Below are 17,462 nucleotides of genomic sequence, written 5' to 3'. Positions count from 1 at the left end.
TCGGATTCTGTCGGATTTAATAAGTCGTTAATAAAATGTGAATAAGGCTTTTTCTGTAAAAAGTAAAACAGAACAAAGGGGTGACTTATTGATGAAGAAAAAATTTAAGATAAGTTTAGCTGTTCAAATATTGATCGGACTTGTTTTAGGTATTACAGTAGGTGCAATCTTCTACGGTAATCCAAAGGTTGAAACTTATTTACAACCAATTGGTACGATATTCTTGAATATGATCAAAATGATCGTTGTACCGATTATTGTTTCTACATTAATTTTAGGTGTTGCTGGAACAGGTGACATGAAACAGCTTGGTAAATTAGGTGCGAAAACTCTTATTTACTTTGAAGTTGTAACAACAATTGCAATTGTTGTTGGTTTATTGGTTGCAAATATATTCCAACCTGGTGTTGGTGTGGATATGAGTGCTATCACTAAAGGTGATATTTCTCAATATCTTCATACAACTGAAGAAGTACAAAGTCATGGTTTCGCTGATACAATTATTAATATTGTTCCAACGAATATCATTGATGCTATGGCTAATACGAACATGTTAGCAATTATCTTCTTCTCTGTATTATTTGGGCTTGGTGTAGCTTCTATTGGTGAGAGAGGGAAACCAGTTCTTGCTTTCTTCCAAGGAACAGCAGACGCTATGTTCTGGGTAACAAACACAGTTATGAAATTTGCTCCATTTGGTGTATTCGCACTAATTGGGATAACCGTTTCAAAATTCGGTTTAGAATCCTTAATACCTTTAGGTAAATTGGCGATTTTAGTTTATGCATCTATGATATTCTTTATAATCGTGATTTTAGGTTCAATTGCTAAGCTCGTTGGTATCAATATTTTCCGTTTGCTTAGAGTATTAAAAGATGAGCTGATTTTAGCATACTCTACCTCAAGCTCTGAAACCGTATTACCAAAAGTGATGCAAAAAATGGAGAAATTCGGTAGTCCAAAGGATGTCGTATCTTTTGTAATACCTACGGGATATTCATTTAACTTAGATGGTTCTACGCTATACCAAGCGATTGCGGCAATTTTCATTGCTCAAATGTATAATGTTCCTTTAACTATTATGGATCAAATTACATTAGTACTTGTATTAATGGTTACTTCTAAAGGTATTGCAGGTGTACCAGGTGTATCTTTTGTTGTATTATTAGCTACTCTTGGTACTGTAGGTATTCCACCAGAAGGTTTAGCATTTATTGCTGGTATCGACCGTATTCTTGATATGGCTCGTACAGTTGTAAATGTAGTTGGTAACTCTCTAGCTACAATCGTTATGTCTAAATGGGAAGGTCGCTTCGATTATGACAAAGCGGCAACTTACTTTGACACACCTGAAGATTCAGTACGATAAATAGCTTAGTGGAAGAATTATTTTCATTCACTTCTAGTATATGTAGGACATTCTTTTAATAAAAAATTATGAACTCCACTAACGGCGATGTTAGTGGAGTTTTTTTGTTTTTTTACTGCTATTCAATTATGTACTAGTTGTCTATGACATCTAGTTGACATATTGGAATGCTATAATGTTTGAAAAAAGAATATAACTGCGATTTGGAGGGATTTGTATGGATAAAGTACTTATTGTAGAAGATGAATTTGCGATTAGCCAAGTGCTCAAGGCATATTTACAAAAGGTGAATTTTCAAACTGAGCAGGCCTATAATGGTTCTGATGCAATTAAGAAATTCCATGAATTTAATCCTAATCTCGTGTTGTTAGATATTATGCTTCCGGGAAAAAGTGGTTGGGAGATCTTAAAGGAAATACGTCAAATAAGTACTTGTCCAGTTATCATGTTAACAGCTTTAGGTGAAGTTAATTATCGACTTGAGGGGCTAAATGAAGGTGCAGATGATTACATTACAAAGCCATTTGTTGCTGAAGAGGTTGTCGCACGCGTGAAAGCTGTTTTAAGAAGAACTCAAGGTGATAATGCCCCTAAGAGGAAATTTGGTAGCTTAGAAATTAACTTACAATCATATGATGTACATGTGAATAATCAAGTAATAGATTTAACACCAAGAGATTTATCGGTATTAATGTTTCTAGCAGAGCATCCAAACCAAACATTTACACGAGATCAATTAATTGAGCAAGTGTGGGGGTGGGAATATGATGGTAGCGATCGTGCAGTCGATTTAGCAATAAAGAGATTACGTAAATCACTACAAGACTGGCCTGCCGAAGAAGGGGAAATAAAGACACTTCGTGGATTGGGGTATCAGTTAAGTGTTAAAAAATCGTAAAAAGAAAAGGGTATCTTTAACGCGTTATTGGACTACGCGCTATTTGCTAACTCTTTGTATAGGTCTAACAATTATTGCGTTTATATCAGCAATCTGGTTACGTCATACAACGCTTGTATATAGATTGGATATGATTGAGTTCATGGCTGAGGAAATGACTCATCGCATTTCAGATAATGTTGATGCAGGCATTCCAAATGGTGATAATCCTGGACTATTCAGAGAGCGGGATCGGTTTATGAATATGGATATTAAGCCGGTTATTTATATAGTAAATACCGAAGGGAAAATCATTTCAAGTAATCGCCCTAAAGGACCGCGAGAGCAAACTATTCAAGCCGATATTTTATCATCTAGTGATGAGGTACAAAAGCTTAACTATAATGGAACATCAAAAGTTTTTTATGCAGTAAAGAAGAAAATTGAAATTGCCGATGAACAAGTCGGTTGGGTAGTAATTGTGGAGTCAAAAGAGAGGCTTACACATTTAAATCAAGAGTACGGTCAGTTGGCGATTATGATAGGTAGTTTAGCTTTGTTAGGATTAGGAGCAATTTATTTTTTATCAAGAAGGTTAGCTACACCAATTAAAGAGGTTGCTGCCGCAGCAAAACAAGTACAACAGGGCAACTATAATATCAAACTTCCTGAAAATTTAAAGGAAGAAGAAGTGTACGAACTTGTTCGTTCTTTTAAAGAGATGGCAATGCGCTTGGAACAACTAGAGTCAATGCGAACCGAATTGTTAGCAGGTGTAACACATGAACTGAAAACACCTGTAACCTCTATTAGTGGTCTGTTACAAGCCATTCAAGATGGAGTTGTTTCAGGTGATGATGCTCGCGAATTTGTTAAAATGGCGATAAATGAAACATCAAAATTAAAAACAATGGTTGGTGATTTATTGGCATTCAACTCATTTGCTGTAAACGCCATTCCTGTAAAATTTGAAGCACTTGAAATAAACCAAATGGTAAAAGACGTAGTTAATCAATGGAGGCTAATGCAGGATACTGACGATATACAGTTAACACTTACTACATTAAAAGAGTTAGTAACGGTGAATATTGATGCTATTCGTTTTCAACAAATTTTCACCAATTTACTTACAAATGCTGAGCAAGCTATGAAGGGGCTAGGCAATATTAACGTCGTTTTGTATGATGAGAAAGAATCGGTTGTTATTACTGTATCTGATCATGGACAAGGTATTCCAAAAGAAGAACAAGATTTAGTTTTCGAACGTTTCTATCGAGGTGAAAATAAGAAATACGAAGTGCGTGGTTTAGGTCTAGGTTTACCGCTTAGTAAAATGATGGCGCAATCTATCCATGGTGATTTACATCTTGTAGAAAGCTCTGAGAAAGGTACAACATTCAAATTAATAATTCCAAAAGCAAATAACTGATAATAACCAAAGAACTCAATTCGATCACAAAATCGGATTGGGTTTTTTTCTTTCAAAAATATAAATCCCGACATTTAGCTGACACATTGATTCTGTAAAGTAGGTTTTGTAAAGAACAGAATATAAGGAAGGATGATATAAATGACAAGCGAAATACCAGAAGATAAAAAGGGGAGGGGTAAACGCCTCATACTCGTTATCGGAATCCCGCTAATTTTACTAATGGCGTTAATTACCTACTATGTAACAGTACCAAAGACAGATGATTACGTCGCCAAAATTAACGGAGAAAAAATAACCCAATCAGAGTTAAATAAAGAACTTGTTTCTCAATATGGGACTGACGTACTTAGTACACTGATCACAAATAAAGTCATTGAGTTAGAAGCCGTTAAGAAAAAAATTACTGTTTCAGATAAAGAGATTCAGGCGGAGCTCGATGACTTGCAAAATTCTTATGGTGGTAAAGAGGCATTTGAAGCAGCGCTAGAATCTAACGTTATGACATTACAAGATGCAAAGGACAATATCAAAACGTATTTAACAACTACAAAATTAATTGAACCAACAATAGATATTACCGAAAAAGAGCTAAAAACATATTTTAAAGAAAATAAAGATACTTTTTCTCAAGAAGAGCAAGTACAAGCCAGTCATATATTAGTTGAAGACAAAGATACAGCACAAGAGGTAGAGAAGAAAATTAAAAAAGGTGAAGACTTTGCAGAGCTAGCTAGTGAGTATTCAACTGATACAGCAAGTGCTTCAAATGGCGGTAATCTAGACTATTTTGGAAAAGGTGTAATGGAGGAAGGATTTGAAAAAGCCGCTTTTTCCATGAAAATTGATGAAATAAGTGATCCTATTAAAACAGATTATGGCTACCATATTATAAAAGTTACAGGTAAAAAGGCAGCAAAAGAAGCTACATTTGAAAACTCAAAGGATGATGTAAAAACTGCTTTAATGAACGAAAAAATAAATGCCAATTATTCAACGTGGTTGTCTTCTTTATATGAGGACTATGAAATCGAAAATGCATTAGCTGGCGAAAAATAAGCTGAAAGGGAGCAGGAAATTATGAGATACCAAGATGAGTTTACTGTTAAAGGTCGAAAAGAACTCAAACATGCCATCTCACAAATGGATTACACCATGTTACGTAATAAATTACAACATGTGATGAAACTTGATGCGCATGCTGGTAGTGATGGAAAGTATTTAATTCGTAGTGTGTATTTCGATAACTTTGAAAACAAAATCTTGAATGAGAAAAAAGAAGGTTATTTCAAGCGTGATAAATATCGCGTCCGTATTTACGATCATAATTCAGCACTCATTAATCTTGAAAAGAAAAGTAAGAGAAATAATTTAACTTTTAAAGAAAAATGCCTTATTTCATCTGATGAATATGAATCAATGCGTATTGGACAGGTTGACTGGATGGAAGAGGACGAGCGTCAACTTATTCGTGAACTATTTATTCAAATGTCTTTATATCAATTGAAGCCGATGACAGTTGTTGATTATGTTCGCGAAGCGTACGTTTATCCATTTGGGAATGTACGTGTGACATTTGATGGCCAAATTAAAACAAGTTTTCGTAATACAGATATTTTTAATCCGGATTTACCAATGGTATCTGTATTTGATCCAACACAAGTAATTTTAGAAGTGAAATACGATGAATATTTGCCAGATGTTATCAAAATGATGTTGCAAATGATGGATCGTAGACCTGATGCATATTCAAAATATCAATTAAGCCGTATGTACGGTTAATACTTTTTGGAGGAATTAATAATGGATACAACAAATTTCACAGATATTTTTAAATCAAGCTTTATAGAAAAAACATCAGCTTTCTCGCTAACAGATGCATTAATCGGACTCCTTGTTTCATTTATCATTGGCCTTTTTATTTACGCAGTATATAAAAAGACATTTTCAGGTGTAATTTATTCACACACTTTCAATATTTCTTTAATGATTATGACAATGGCCACGGCACTTATTATTATGGGTATTTCTTCAAATGTCCTATTATCCCTTGGTATGGTCGGTGCTTTATCAATTGTTCGTTTTAGAACACCTATCAAAGACCCAATGGATTTAGTTTTTTTATTCTGGTCTATCGTATCAGGTATTTTATGTGGTGCCGGATTTATTCCATTAGTAATCGTAGGTTCAATACTAATTGGCTTAGTGTTAGTACTATTTGTCAATAGAATCACAATTGAAAATCCATATTTATTAATTATAAAATATGCAGATTCCACAGTTGAAGATGCTATGGAAAAAGTTATTTCATCTCAATCAAAGAAACATGCTTTAAAATCAAAATCGGTGATGAATGGTGAAGAGCTAGAAGTAACTTACGAAATTCGAGTAAAAGAAAATGATTCAAAATTCATGAAGGATTTAACAGCTATTCAAGGTGTGAAATCAGCAGTAATGCTTAGCTACGATGGTAACTTCACAGCTTAATACAAGGACCACAAATCATCGTAAAGGAGTTACAACATGATCAAAAATAGAGTAGTATACAGCATTCTCGCTGTACTCGTGATTGTGTTCATATGCGCTGTAGTAATCTTGCCCAATCTATCTTTGGATTCTAAGAATACAGAAACAAGTTATACAAATAAGGTATTTAACAAAGATAAAGTAACAACGGTCGACCTTGAAATTTCTGAAAGGGATTGGCAAGACATGTTAGATAATCCGCTTGATGAGGAAATTAAAGAAGCAAATGTTACTATAAATGGTAAAACCCTTGAGCATGTTGGTGTACGTACAAAAGGTAATTTGTCGTTACGCGAGGTGGCAAGTGATGAAAATTCGGATCGATACAGCTTGAAAATCGACTTCGATTATTACAATGACGAGCAAAGTTTATATGGTTTGAAGAAACTAAATTTGAACAACAATTATAGTGATTCAACTTTGATGAGAGAATATCTTTCTTATCAGCTAATGGAAGAAATGGGCTTGCCAACACCTGCATACTCATACATGTATGTAACGGTGAATGGCGAAGATAGAGGACTTTTCCTAGGCGTTGAACAAGTGGACGAAACTTTCCTAGCCAAAAATTTCTCAACAAATACCGGGTCATTATACAAACCAGATGGTACAGGCAGTGATTTGAAATGGATTAGTGAAGATATCGATGATTACACTGGTTTGAATGCAAAAACGAGTACAGATGATTCTGATGATGAAGCAATGATTAATTTCTTAAGTGCCATTAATAATAAAGGCGCTAGTATAGAAGACACAGTTGCTGTGGACAATATGTTGCGCTACTTTGCAACAAATACAGCACTAGTAAATCTAGATAGTTATCAAGGAAACATGAAGCATAACTATTACTTATATGAAGAAAAAGGCAAGTTCTCCATTATTCCTTGGGATTACAATATGAGCTTTGGAGGTTTTGGTGCAGGGGGAGGCGGTGGCGGCCGTGGTGGACCTCAAGAAGACACTAACGAAAATACAGAAAAAGATTCTTTAGTAACTAAGGATGATAGCACTTCTGAAACACCATCAACTACTGAGAGTAAAGATGAAGCAGAATCAAATAGTGATGAACAAAGGGATATGACTGATATGCCTACACCTCCAGAAGGTACACATGGCCAACCACCAAGTGATGGTGGGCAACTGCAGCCACCACAGGAAAACAACGTAGCAAGACCAAATCAGGAACCTACAAGTAATGAAGAACTAGACGCATCAGCAGACGCTAAAAAAGGAACTGAATCAAACAAAAAAGAGGCTGACGGAACATCAGACGCCACTAAGGATAAAAATGTTATCGCAAAACGTGGAGGTATGGGTGCAGGGAATGGTCAGTTGATTTCTGATTCAAGTATTAATTTCAGTGTAACAACACCGGTCTCCGGGACGTCTATAGAAGAGCGCCCATTATTAAATGCTCTACTATCAAATGATGAATATCGTAAAAAATATGAAGAATATTTAAATGATATCGCTACTAAATATTTAACAGAGGATAAAATTGCCGTAGAAACAGCCAAAATTGCAAAATTAATCACGCCTTATGTTGAAAAAGATCCAACGAAATTTTACACAACAGAAGAATTTAAAGCTGCAGTAGAAGGAGATAATAGCTTACCTGAATTTGCAAAACAACGCTCAAAATCAATTTTGAAGCAACTATCAGGTGATTTAGTTGTAGATTCATCCAACTCTACAGGTGATAAAGTAAATCAAAAAAATCAACTAAATACAAATGCTGATAAAGATTCTACCGCAAAACCTAACGCGGAAACAAAAGGAGAGGTTATGCCCAATCAACCTGGTGGCGAAGGTTTTGATTCAAACAATATGCCTGAAAGAGGACAATCTCCGAATAGTATGCAAGATGGTCGAGGAGGGGATGGTGGGCAGAATCCAGGCATACCTGAAAAAAATAATCAGCAAACAACGGGTTATTCAAGAGACACGATTATAGTAAGTTCTATAGCTGTTGGATGCCTACTTATAGCCACGATTTTCGTTTTCCTATTCAAACGTAGACGATAAAACGAACAAACGAACAACCACTGCCGGTACCTGATTGCCGGTGCTGGCAGTGAAACCCACCCAACTTACACTTTAAAAGAGACAAAAGGTTGCCAATTGATTGTTTAGCACATCAATCAGTGGCAACCTTTTGTTATCTAAACAATATGGTACTGTTAACTATTTCAACGGATATTAGTTAAAATTCTTATATGTATGTCTTACTAATATTATTAATACAATAATGAGTTAGATTTTGTTAAAGTTAATCAAAAATAACTTAAAGAATAAAAAAAGAAGCTAGCTGTGTCGAGCAGCTAGCTTAAAAGAATGGTATTTTGTCGTTGAAACAATTAATGAGTGGAACTTATCCTTTAGATTTTGAAATTCAAAGTTCACTGCCCATTTAAGCATTTAATAAAAACGGATTGAAAAGAGTGAGTTAGAAAATGATTAAAAAAATCTAGCCTCCGTTGCTAGACCTTAAAGTCCATTAATAACTTTTCGAACAATTATTAGAAAGGTTGGATTCAAATCTGCGCGATGTGAATTACGAAGTCGTTGCCTTAGGAAGTTGAATTCCAAGGTGAATTCGTTTGTAATGTACTTTTCCTCATTGAACGAACGGTTTCTATAGCATAAAAACGAGTGACACTCATCAATTACGACACCACTACTAGTAATGATGGGAGCTCGTTTTTGCTAAACAAGTCGTTTTATTCACAAATCCTATGCCGTTTAATTATTATTAAATTGTTAGACTATTATAAAGGAAAATTATTAGATAATCAAAAGTTTTAATTTTAAAATATTTAATATTAAATAGAAGGTGCTAAAAATATGAATGACCAACAATTTGATCAGCTTTTACATATTGAGACTACAGGCAATCAGTATGGCTATCCAACATTAACGCATTATCACCGTTATGAGCCTACGCCATACGCCGCACTAGACCAACTTTTTGAAAAATATAGTCTTGAAAGTACAGATTGTGTGGTGGATATGGGATGTGGTAAAGGACGTGTCCCTTTTTATGTACATCACCGCTTTCATACAAATGTTGTTGGGGTTGAAATGAATTTAACTTTTTATGAAAATGCTCTAACGAATAAAATTCAATATATGAAGAAATACAGTGTGAAAAATAATGCTATTGATTTCCAATGTGTGTTTGCACAAGACTATTTAGTTCAGCAGAAGGATAATGTGTTTTTCTTTTTTAATCCATTTTCAGTTCAAATATTCCGTAAAGTAGTAAACAATATATTACGCTCAGTTGAATTAGAGCCTCGTCAAATTAGCCTTATTTTATATTATCCATCAATAGATTATGTACAGTTTTTACAATATGAGACTAATTTTGAATTAGAGAATGAGATATTTCTCGAAGAAGTTTCTGTTCGTAATGTAAATGAGCGAATATTAGTGTTTAAAAATATGTGAATTATATCCATAAAAAGTTACCGTAAAGACTTATATAGTATAACTTTTATGAATCAATAGATTTTTAAAAGAAGAACTTTCATTTCACTAATAAATATTTTAGTGTTAAACTATACTCATGAATAAAAGGAGTTGTGATTAATGGGGAAATTAGATGAAAAAGTAGTAATTATTACCGGCGGAGCTGGCGGTATCGGTGGCGGTATGGCAAAAGCAATGGTTAAAGAAGGCGCAATCGTTGCAATCGTTGACTTAAACGAAGAAGCTGGAGAAGCAATGGCTAAAGAATTACAAGAAATTTCGCCGAAATCATCATTTATCCAAGCTAACCTTATGGATCGTGATAATTTAGGCAATATCGTGAAGACAGTGGCTGAAAAATATGGTAAAATTGATGTCTTAGTAAACAATGCTCATGCATCAAAACAAGTATCTATTGAGGAAACAACTCAAGCAGATCTTGATCTATCATTTGGTACTGGTTTCTACGCAACATTCTATTTAATGCAAGCTGCACTTCCTTACTTGAAGGAAACAAAAGGTAATGTTATTAACTTTGCTTCAGGTGCTGGTTTAGCTGGACATGAAACGCAAGGTGTATATGCTGCAGCAAAAGAAGCGATTCGTGGTATTACACGTGTAGCTGCTAACGAATGGGGCCGTTTTGGTATCAACGTTAACATAATTGGACCGCTTGCAAATTCTCAAGGTGTAGAAGCTTGGGCAAAAGCACAACCAGAATATTATGAAGCAGTTAAAAACAAAATTCCTTTGGGACGTTTTGGTGATGTTGAAAATGATATCGGTCGCGTAGCGGTATTCTTAGCTTCTGAGGATTCTCAATATATTACTGGTCAAACAATTATGGCTGATGGTGGATCAATAATGCTTAGATAAGTTTTTCTGCAATCAGGGGAGGACAAATTGAGAGACACGAATATTTTTAAACTTATACATGCAGTTGAATTAGTTAACAATGCTAATATCATTCGATTTTCACAAATGTTTCCACATAATATAGGGATATCACCTATATTAGCTCTGAGTGAGTTAAAAATAAACGGGGCACAAAAACAGACTGTTTTAGCCGATAAGCTTGGTTATACTCCAGGTGCTATGACAAATATTGCAACTAAACTAGTGAAAAATGGCTTTGCAGAACGTCAATATAATGCTAATGACCGTCGTCATGTTTTATTAGCTATTACAGAAATGGGAAGTAAAGTGTTAATTGATGCCCAGTCAAAGGGACATGATTTAGCAATGGAACTTTTCAGTGTATTAAGTGAGGAAGAGGTCGATCAATATTTGGCCATCCAAAATAAATTGTTGAAAAATGTAGCAAAAGAAGAGTTATAATAAAAAGCTTAGTTCTCTCATGGGAACTAAGCTTTTTTTATGAGATTATAAGCTTGTAATGCACGTTTTCTTGCAAAATTATGTTCAACAATAGGAAAAGGATAGTCTTTACCTAATTCTAAATGTGCTAATGCTAATATTTCCTTGGAGGCTTCCCATGGTTTATGAATAAATTTTTGGGGAAGATTCTTCAATTCGGGTATCCATTGACGAACGTAATCGCCATTTGGATCAAAACGTTTCCCTTGTGCAACTGGGTTAAAGATACGGAAAAAGGGGGCAGAATCAATGCCACAGCCAGTTGTCCATTGCCAGCCCATAGCATTATTGGCGACATCAAAATCAATTAGCTTTTGCGTGAACCATTTAGATCCCTCTGTCCAGGGAACAAGTAAATGTTTAACCAAGAATGAAGCAACTACCATTCGCACTCGATTATGCATATAGCCTGTCGCTAGCAATTCCCGCATACCAGCATCCACTAATGGATACCCAGTTTGCCCCAACTTCCATTTTTTGAAATCACTTGATGAACCTTCCCAAGGAAAAGTGTTATATGCTTCTCTCAATGGCTTTATAGGCATAGTAGGAAAGTGGATTAGCTGGTCATATGCAAAATCGCGCCAAACCAGTTGTCTTAAAAACGTTTCAGTAGATGGACCTTGTATTTCGTGGGATTGAATAGAATGCCAAATCGACTTCACACTAATATTCCCCCATACTAAATAAGGGGATAGAAGTGAAGTAGCCTGTGCGCTAGGGAAATCTTTATAGCTTTCATATTTATTAAGTCCATATTCTAGAAACTCTGTCCAATGACTAATCGCTTCTTGTTCCCCAATTTCCCAATGTTGATCTAGCCTAGATTCTAAGCTGTTAGGTGATAATAACTGTAGTTCATGTATTTCTAATGATGCAGGTAATGTAGCTAGAGTAGAAGTCATCTTCGGAATGGCATAAGGAGTGGGGACATGTTCTTGCATAGTTCTCTTCCAGTAAGAAGTGAATACTTTATACGGTTCATGGTTTTTATTTAAAATGTTGAATTGTTGATAGAGAAGATTACCGTGAAATGATTGTACTTCAATTTTGGACTTAGAAAGTTGTATTTCAATCTCAAATAAGGATTGCACCATGAAAGGTTCGTAGCATCTATTATAAAAAACCGCATCAGCAGAAGTTTCTTTTATAAGCTGCAATAATTCTTTTTGGATATTTCCTTTACGTATAATAAGAGGTATTCCTTTTGCTTCTAAATTTTGTTTCAGTGAAATTAATGATTGATGAAGTGACCACTTTGCAGCAATACTATCCGCATATTCGAATTCTTGCTCAGATGGCCAAATAAAAACAGGTATTATACATCCTTGTTGAGCAGCTTCAAAAAGTGCGGCATGATCGTGGATTCTTAAATCTTTTCTGAACCAAACGATTATTTTTTTCATAGTAATACCTCCATTTATAGTCCAGTAAACAATTAGAGAAGGATGATGGTAGTGAGAAAAAGGGATTTCGTTATAAAGAGTATTATTGCAGGTACTATCGCAGGTCTTTTCCTAGGTTTCTTTTTTAAATATGTTGAAGTCACATTCAATATAAGAGTGTACACATTGTTGTTGAATATTGATTTTATTCCTATTTTCGGAAATTATCATTATCCGGAATTTGTGGAGTTTCTATTGCATCTACTTATTGCCATTGGGTTATCGGCTGTTATGGTATACATAATTTACTTTAAAAAATATTTAAAAAGACATCAATTAATTGCAGTAATTTTAACATCAGTATTAATCGCTTTAGTGTATTTTCCAACTACAGTACTATCTAATAGAACACCTGCCCTTACCTCGGTCGAGGCATTAGCTGTGTGGATAGTTGGTCACCTTTTATTTGGTATAGTATTAGCTAGTCTTTATTTAATAATGTTCAAAAAAAAAAAAAATTAGGTGTTTTTAATGAACACCTAAACCTCTAAGATAAAAATCAACAATTTGCTTTGTCGCTTCATCAATGGAAGGGAATATGGATTGTGATTGTGCATCTCGGTAATTTCCTACGTTTAATAAAGACATGAAGGAGTGTGTGGCGAATTTAGGGTCGAATTTTGGAATTTCACCATTGTTCATAGCTTCTATTAATACATTTTCTACTGCATTATACATTTGCTCTTCAGATTCCTTCATCATTTGTAGCTGTTGATCGGATAAATGCGTTTTGGCGTCTCGCATAAAGCTTCCCATATCTACATCAATTGTTGCAGATAGCTGAATTTTGACAAGCTGATATAATCTTTCTTTTAAAGGCGCATCTGTTGCTAAAATTTGCGAAATACGCAAAGCAATTCGTTGCATCATATGCACCATAGCATCTGTAAATAAATCTGCTTTCGTGGAGTAATAATAATAAACAGTCGCTTTTGTAATGTCACATTCTTTGGCGACATCATCCATGGAAACAATTTTATAGCCGTGTTGAATAAATAATTTTGTTGCTGTATCTAAAATAATCGTTTTTGTTGGTTTTGTCGTTTGGTTTTGACGAGGTCTCCCAAGGCTACGTGATTTCTGCCTCACTTGAACTCCCCCTACTTGGTTATTTTACATATATTATATCATATTAGGTGAAACCACTTGAAAAATTAACTAACCAGTATATATAATAAAAACAAATGTATTAGGAAGGTGGTAAAGTGTGAAAAAGCATCCATTAGAAGCATGGGGTGAATTAGTTGGAGGAAAGAAGTCACGTTGGATTGCACTCATAACGTGGGTATTGCTCGTAACGGTTTTATCATTCATGTGGCCACAAGTAAACAGTATTGAAAATGATTCAGCTGAAAATGTTCCAGCTGATGCAATGTCTCAACAAGCTGCTAAGTTAATTGATCAGGAGTTTTCCGATGACTCGGGTAATCCACTATTAGTTGTATGGCATAGAGATGGGAAATTATCGAAAGAAGATTATTCAACTATTCAAAATGTATATAAGAAATTAGCTGATAACCCATTAGAGCAGCAAACAGTATTACCTCCATTGGGTAAGTTACCACCTCAAGCCTTAGCTGCGAGTGCATCTGAAAATGGTACAACAATTGTAACGCCTATTTTCTTTGATAAAGATGCTATTACAGATGACCTTGAAAAAAGCACCGATGAATTTAAAAAACTTGTAAAAGAAGAATTAGGGAAAGACCCATTTGCTGCAAAATTAGGTAGCGATGAGTTGCAACTACGTCTATCAGGACCAGTTGGAATACAAATTGATGCAGTTAGTTTGTTCTCTTCAGCAGATATTAAACTAATGATTGCAACAGTATTACTTGTTTTAGTCCTACTTATTTTGTTATATAGATCACCGCTGTTAGCAATAATTCCACTTATTATCGTTGGATTTGCTTACGGAATTATTAGTCCTTCATTAGGTTTCTTTGCAGAGCAAGGATGGATTAGTAAAGATGCCCAGGCAGTATCAATTATGACCGTTCTACTCTTTGGGGCAGGAACAGATTATTGTTTATTTTTAATATCAAAATATCGTGAAATTTTACTAGATGAAGAAGATAAGTACAAAGCGATGAAACTTGCTATTAGAGATTCAGGTGGCGCTATTGCAATGAGTGCTTTGACAGTTGTTATTGGTCTAGGCACGCTTGGACTTGCACATTATGGTTCTTTTCAAAGATTCGCAGTACCATTTAGTTTTGCAATATTAGTTATGGGAATTGCATCACTTACGTTATTACCAGCATTGCTTGTTTTATTTGGACGTGTAGCATTTTATCCGTTTGTTCCACGTACCGTAGATATGGAAAAAGCTAGAGCTAAGCGAAAAAATAAACCTTATAAAGAACCGAAACCACAGCATAAATTTAGCCGTAAAGTGGGTCATTTAGTAACGCATAGACCTTGGCTTGTTATTACAGCAACTGTAATATTACTTGGAGGTTTAGCTGCTTTCGTACCTCGTGTACAATTTACTTTCGATATTCTTTCTTCATTCCCAGAAGAGATGGAATCACGAGAAGGATTTAAGCTTATTTCAGACAATTTTTCTCCTGGAGAACTCGCTCCAGTGAAGGTAGTTGTTGATACAAAAGGTAAGGATGTAAATTTACAAAAAAATCTTTCTAAATTAGATTATATAGACGGCGTAAGTGAAGCACGTCAAGGCAGTAATAATAAAGATATTCAGTTGTATGAATTAACATTATCGGATAATCCGTATTCTGCTGAATCATTAGAACATATTCCAGATTTGAAGAAGGAAGTTAATTTGTTATTAAAAGAAGCTGATATAGAGAATGCCACAAATAGTTTTTGGATTGGTGGCGAAACTGCCACTCAATATGATACAAAAACGACGATTGCCCGAGATGAATCAGTTATTATGCCGACAATGATTGCTATCATAGCGTTACTATTATTAGTGTATTTGCGCTCAATTACAGCAACCGTTTATCTATTAGGTACTGTTGTTCTTTCATTTTTGGGTGCATTGGGTGCAGGGTGGTTAGTGTTGCATTATGGTTTTGGAGCAGAAGCAATTCAGGGATCCATTCCACTGTATTCATTCGTATTCTTAGTCGCATTAGGTGAAGATTATAATATTTTCATGGTATCAGAGATATGGAAGAAACGACGAACTCATAACCACAAGGATGCAGTAGCCGATGGTGTTGTCCATACGAGTAGTGTCATTACCTCGGCAGGACTAATTTTAGCTGGAACTTTTGCTGTATTAGCAACATTGCCAATTCAGGTGCTTGTACAATTTGGGGTTGTGACGGCAATCGGTATTTTGTTAGATACATTTATCGTTCGTCCATTATTAGTACCAGCATTAACAACTGTTTCTGGACGCTTCGCATTTTGGCCAGGAAAATTATCAAAAAAAGAAAATAGCTAATTTTAATAAAGAAACCTCGAGGGATTTTATATTTCTCGAGGTTTCTTTATTAGTATGAAATGACATAAATATACTATTTGAAAAGGATAATAGTATATAAATAGTATGAATTAATAATATTAACATAATATATAAGAATATTTTAAATAAACTGAAAAATAATATAGACTCAATTGGGAAGATGTTTTAATATATTGAATGTACTTCTAAATATGTAAAAAACTGATGATATATTAAAAATTATTTTACTGTATTGCTTATAGTAATCTAATTGTTTATAATTATCAGAAATATCTAAAAATATAGTATTATACTTAAAGGGGGATTCATATGATATCAAAAAACAAGCTAAAAAGATTTGCTTCAGTATTTCTAGCTTCTTCATTGATCATCGGTGCTTTAGCAGGCTGTGGTGCAAAAGATGGTGCAACTAGTGGCGGTAGTAGTGGTGGGAAAGACAGTGACGTGATTAAAATCGGGATGAACTTAGAGCTATCAGGTGGTGTAGCATCTTACGGTTCAGGTGTAGCGGCAGGGGCTGAATTAGCAATTGCTGAGATTAACGAGGCAGGCGGTATTGATGGTAAACAAATTAAACCTGTTAAAATTGATAACAAATCAGATGCAGCTGAAGCAACAGCAGCAGCAATTAAATTAGCAACTCAAGAAAAAGTAGTGGCACAAATTGGTTCCGCAACATCGGGTAATACAGTAGCGGCAGTGCAAATTGCAAATAAAAATAAAATGCCGATTATTGGACCATCTGCTACATCTACGACTGTAACAGTAAACGAAGATGGATCTGTTAATGATTATGCATTCCGTACATGTTTCATTGACCCATTCCAAGGGAAAATTGCAGCAAATTTTGCAACAAACACTTTAAAGCTTAAGAATGTAGCAATTTATGCTGATAGTTCTAGTGACTATGCAAAAGGCTTAGCTAAATCATTTAAAGAAACAGTTGAAGCTAATGGCGGTAAAGTAGTGGCTGAAGAAGCATATATCGCAAAAGATACAGATTTCAAATCTATATTGACTCGTTTAAAATCTAAAAAACCAGAATTCATTTATATTCCTGGTTACTATGAAGAAGTTGGTTTGATTGTAAAACAGGCTCGTGAAGCAGGTATTGATGTGCCTCTTATGGGTGGCGATGGTTGGGATTCACCAAAAATGGTTGAGTTAGCTGGTAAAGATTCATTAAATAATACATTCTTTACTAACCATTATTCTTCTGAAGATCCAGATGAAAAGATTCAAAAATTCGTATCAGCATTTAAAGCAGCAAATAAAGATAAAGCACCAGATGCGTTTAACGCTCTTGGTTATGACACTGTGTATTGGTTAAAAGATGCTATAGAACGTTCAGGGTCGACAGATGGTGAAGCAGTTCAAAAAGCTTTAGCGGCTACAAAAGATCTGCCATTAGTAACTGGTACATTCTCAGTTGATGAAAATCACCATCCAGTGAAAACAGCAACAGTTCTTGAATTTAAAGACGGTAAACAAGTGTTCAACTCTAAAGTTAATCCTTAATGATTTTC

General features: G+C 34.9%; 15 protein-coding genes. 13 read left to right on the top strand and 2 right to left on the bottom strand.

Annotation, left to right across the window (positions count from 1 at the left end):
* Nucleotides 1-91: 91 nt before the first annotated feature.
* The 10 genes from MHH85_RS19645 (at nucleotide 92) to MHH85_RS19600 (ending at nucleotide 11,010) form a co-directional block, all read left to right on the top strand.
* Nucleotides 92-1,369, top strand: coding sequence for a cation:dicarboxylate symporter family transporter (locus MHH85_RS19645; RefSeq protein WP_193737959.1), 1,278 nt, complete (start codon nucleotides 92-94; stop codon nucleotides 1,367-1,369).
* A gap of 217 nt (nucleotides 1,370-1,586) precedes the next feature.
* Nucleotides 1,587-2,267 (top strand): response regulator transcription factor, encoded by a 681-nt coding sequence (locus MHH85_RS19640; protein WP_340708255.1) that lies wholly within the window; start codon nucleotides 1,587-1,589, stop codon nucleotides 2,265-2,267.
* On the top strand, nucleotides 2,251-3,675 hold the full coding sequence (locus MHH85_RS19635; protein ID WP_340708254.1) for a HAMP domain-containing sensor histidine kinase: 1,425 nt from the start codon (nucleotides 2,251-2,253) through the stop codon (nucleotides 3,673-3,675). Before MHH85_RS19640 ends, MHH85_RS19635 begins: the two co-directional genes overlap by 17 nt.
* 141 nt (nucleotides 3,676-3,816) lie before the next feature.
* Complete coding sequence (locus tag MHH85_RS19630; protein WP_340708253.1) at nucleotides 3,817-4,734, top strand: peptidylprolyl isomerase; 918 nt, start codon at nucleotides 3,817-3,819, stop codon at nucleotides 4,732-4,734.
* A 21-nt stretch (nucleotides 4,735-4,755) separates the two neighbouring features.
* Nucleotides 4,756-5,457: a polyphosphate polymerase domain-containing protein gene (locus MHH85_RS19625; protein ID WP_340708252.1), complete on the top strand. Its 702-nt coding sequence runs from the start codon at nucleotides 4,756-4,758 to the stop codon at nucleotides 5,455-5,457.
* A gap of 21 nt (nucleotides 5,458-5,478) precedes the next feature.
* Entirely contained in the window at nucleotides 5,479-6,162 is a 684-nt protein-coding gene (locus MHH85_RS19620) for a DUF4956 domain-containing protein (protein ID WP_193737964.1), read from the top strand.
* Between the two features lie 36 nt (nucleotides 6,163-6,198).
* Nucleotides 6,199-8,226, top strand: a complete 2,028-nt coding sequence (locus tag MHH85_RS19615; RefSeq protein ID WP_340708251.1) for a CotH kinase family protein — start codon at nucleotides 6,199-6,201, stop codon at nucleotides 8,224-8,226.
* An 819-nt stretch (nucleotides 8,227-9,045) separates the two neighbouring features.
* Nucleotides 9,046-9,651 carry an SAM-dependent methyltransferase gene (locus tag MHH85_RS19610; RefSeq protein WP_193737966.1) on the top strand — a complete coding sequence of 202 codons (606 nt, stop codon included), beginning with the start codon at nucleotides 9,046-9,048 and terminating at the stop codon, nucleotides 9,649-9,651.
* Between the two features lie 141 nt (nucleotides 9,652-9,792).
* Nucleotides 9,793-10,548, top strand: a complete 756-nt coding sequence (locus tag MHH85_RS19605) for an SDR family NAD(P)-dependent oxidoreductase (RefSeq protein ID WP_053418486.1) — start codon at nucleotides 9,793-9,795, stop codon at nucleotides 10,546-10,548.
* 27 nt (nucleotides 10,549-10,575) lie between these two features.
* Nucleotides 10,576-11,010: a MarR family winged helix-turn-helix transcriptional regulator gene (locus tag MHH85_RS19600; RefSeq protein ID WP_053418487.1), complete on the top strand. Its 435-nt coding sequence runs from the start codon at nucleotides 10,576-10,578 to the stop codon at nucleotides 11,008-11,010.
* Nucleotides 11,011-11,036: 26 nt separating this feature from the next.
* On the opposite strand, the gene MHH85_RS19595 is transcribed toward MHH85_RS19600, so the two are convergent.
* Complete coding sequence (locus MHH85_RS19595; RefSeq protein WP_340708250.1) at nucleotides 11,037-12,455, bottom strand: cryptochrome/photolyase family protein; 1,419 nt, start codon at nucleotides 12,453-12,455, stop codon at nucleotides 11,037-11,039.
* A 51-nt stretch (nucleotides 12,456-12,506) separates the two neighbouring features.
* On the opposite strand from MHH85_RS19595, the gene MHH85_RS19590 reads away from it, so the two are divergent.
* Nucleotides 12,507-12,956, top strand: a complete 450-nt coding sequence (locus tag MHH85_RS19590) for a hypothetical protein (RefSeq protein WP_340708249.1) — start codon at nucleotides 12,507-12,509, stop codon at nucleotides 12,954-12,956.
* 6 nt (nucleotides 12,957-12,962) lie between these two features.
* On the opposite strand, the gene MHH85_RS19585 is transcribed toward MHH85_RS19590, so the two are convergent.
* Entirely contained in the window at nucleotides 12,963-13,583 is a 621-nt protein-coding gene (locus tag MHH85_RS19585) for a TetR/AcrR family transcriptional regulator (RefSeq protein ID WP_193737969.1), read from the bottom strand.
* Between the two features lie 118 nt (nucleotides 13,584-13,701).
* Here MHH85_RS19585 and MHH85_RS19580 point away from each other — a divergent pair, with 118 nt between their 5' ends.
* Both MHH85_RS19580 and MHH85_RS19575 read left to right on the top strand, forming a co-directional pair.
* Entirely contained in the window at nucleotides 13,702-15,915 is a 2,214-nt protein-coding gene (locus MHH85_RS19580; protein ID WP_340708248.1) for an MMPL family transporter, read from the top strand.
* A gap of 330 nt (nucleotides 15,916-16,245) precedes the next feature.
* On the top strand, nucleotides 16,246-17,454 hold the full coding sequence (locus MHH85_RS19575) for an ABC transporter substrate-binding protein (RefSeq protein ID WP_340708247.1): 1,209 nt from the start codon (nucleotides 16,246-16,248) through the stop codon (nucleotides 17,452-17,454).
* Nucleotides 17,455-17,462: the final 8 nt, after the last annotated feature.

Origin of the sequence: Viridibacillus sp. FSL E2-0187 (assembly GCF_038006425.1) — a bacterium.
GTDB lineage: Bacteria > Bacillota > Bacilli > Bacillales_A > Planococcaceae > Viridibacillus > Viridibacillus arvi.
The sequence above is the reverse complement of the archived record's forward strand: the minus strand, read 5'-3'. Positions and strand labels throughout refer to the sequence as shown.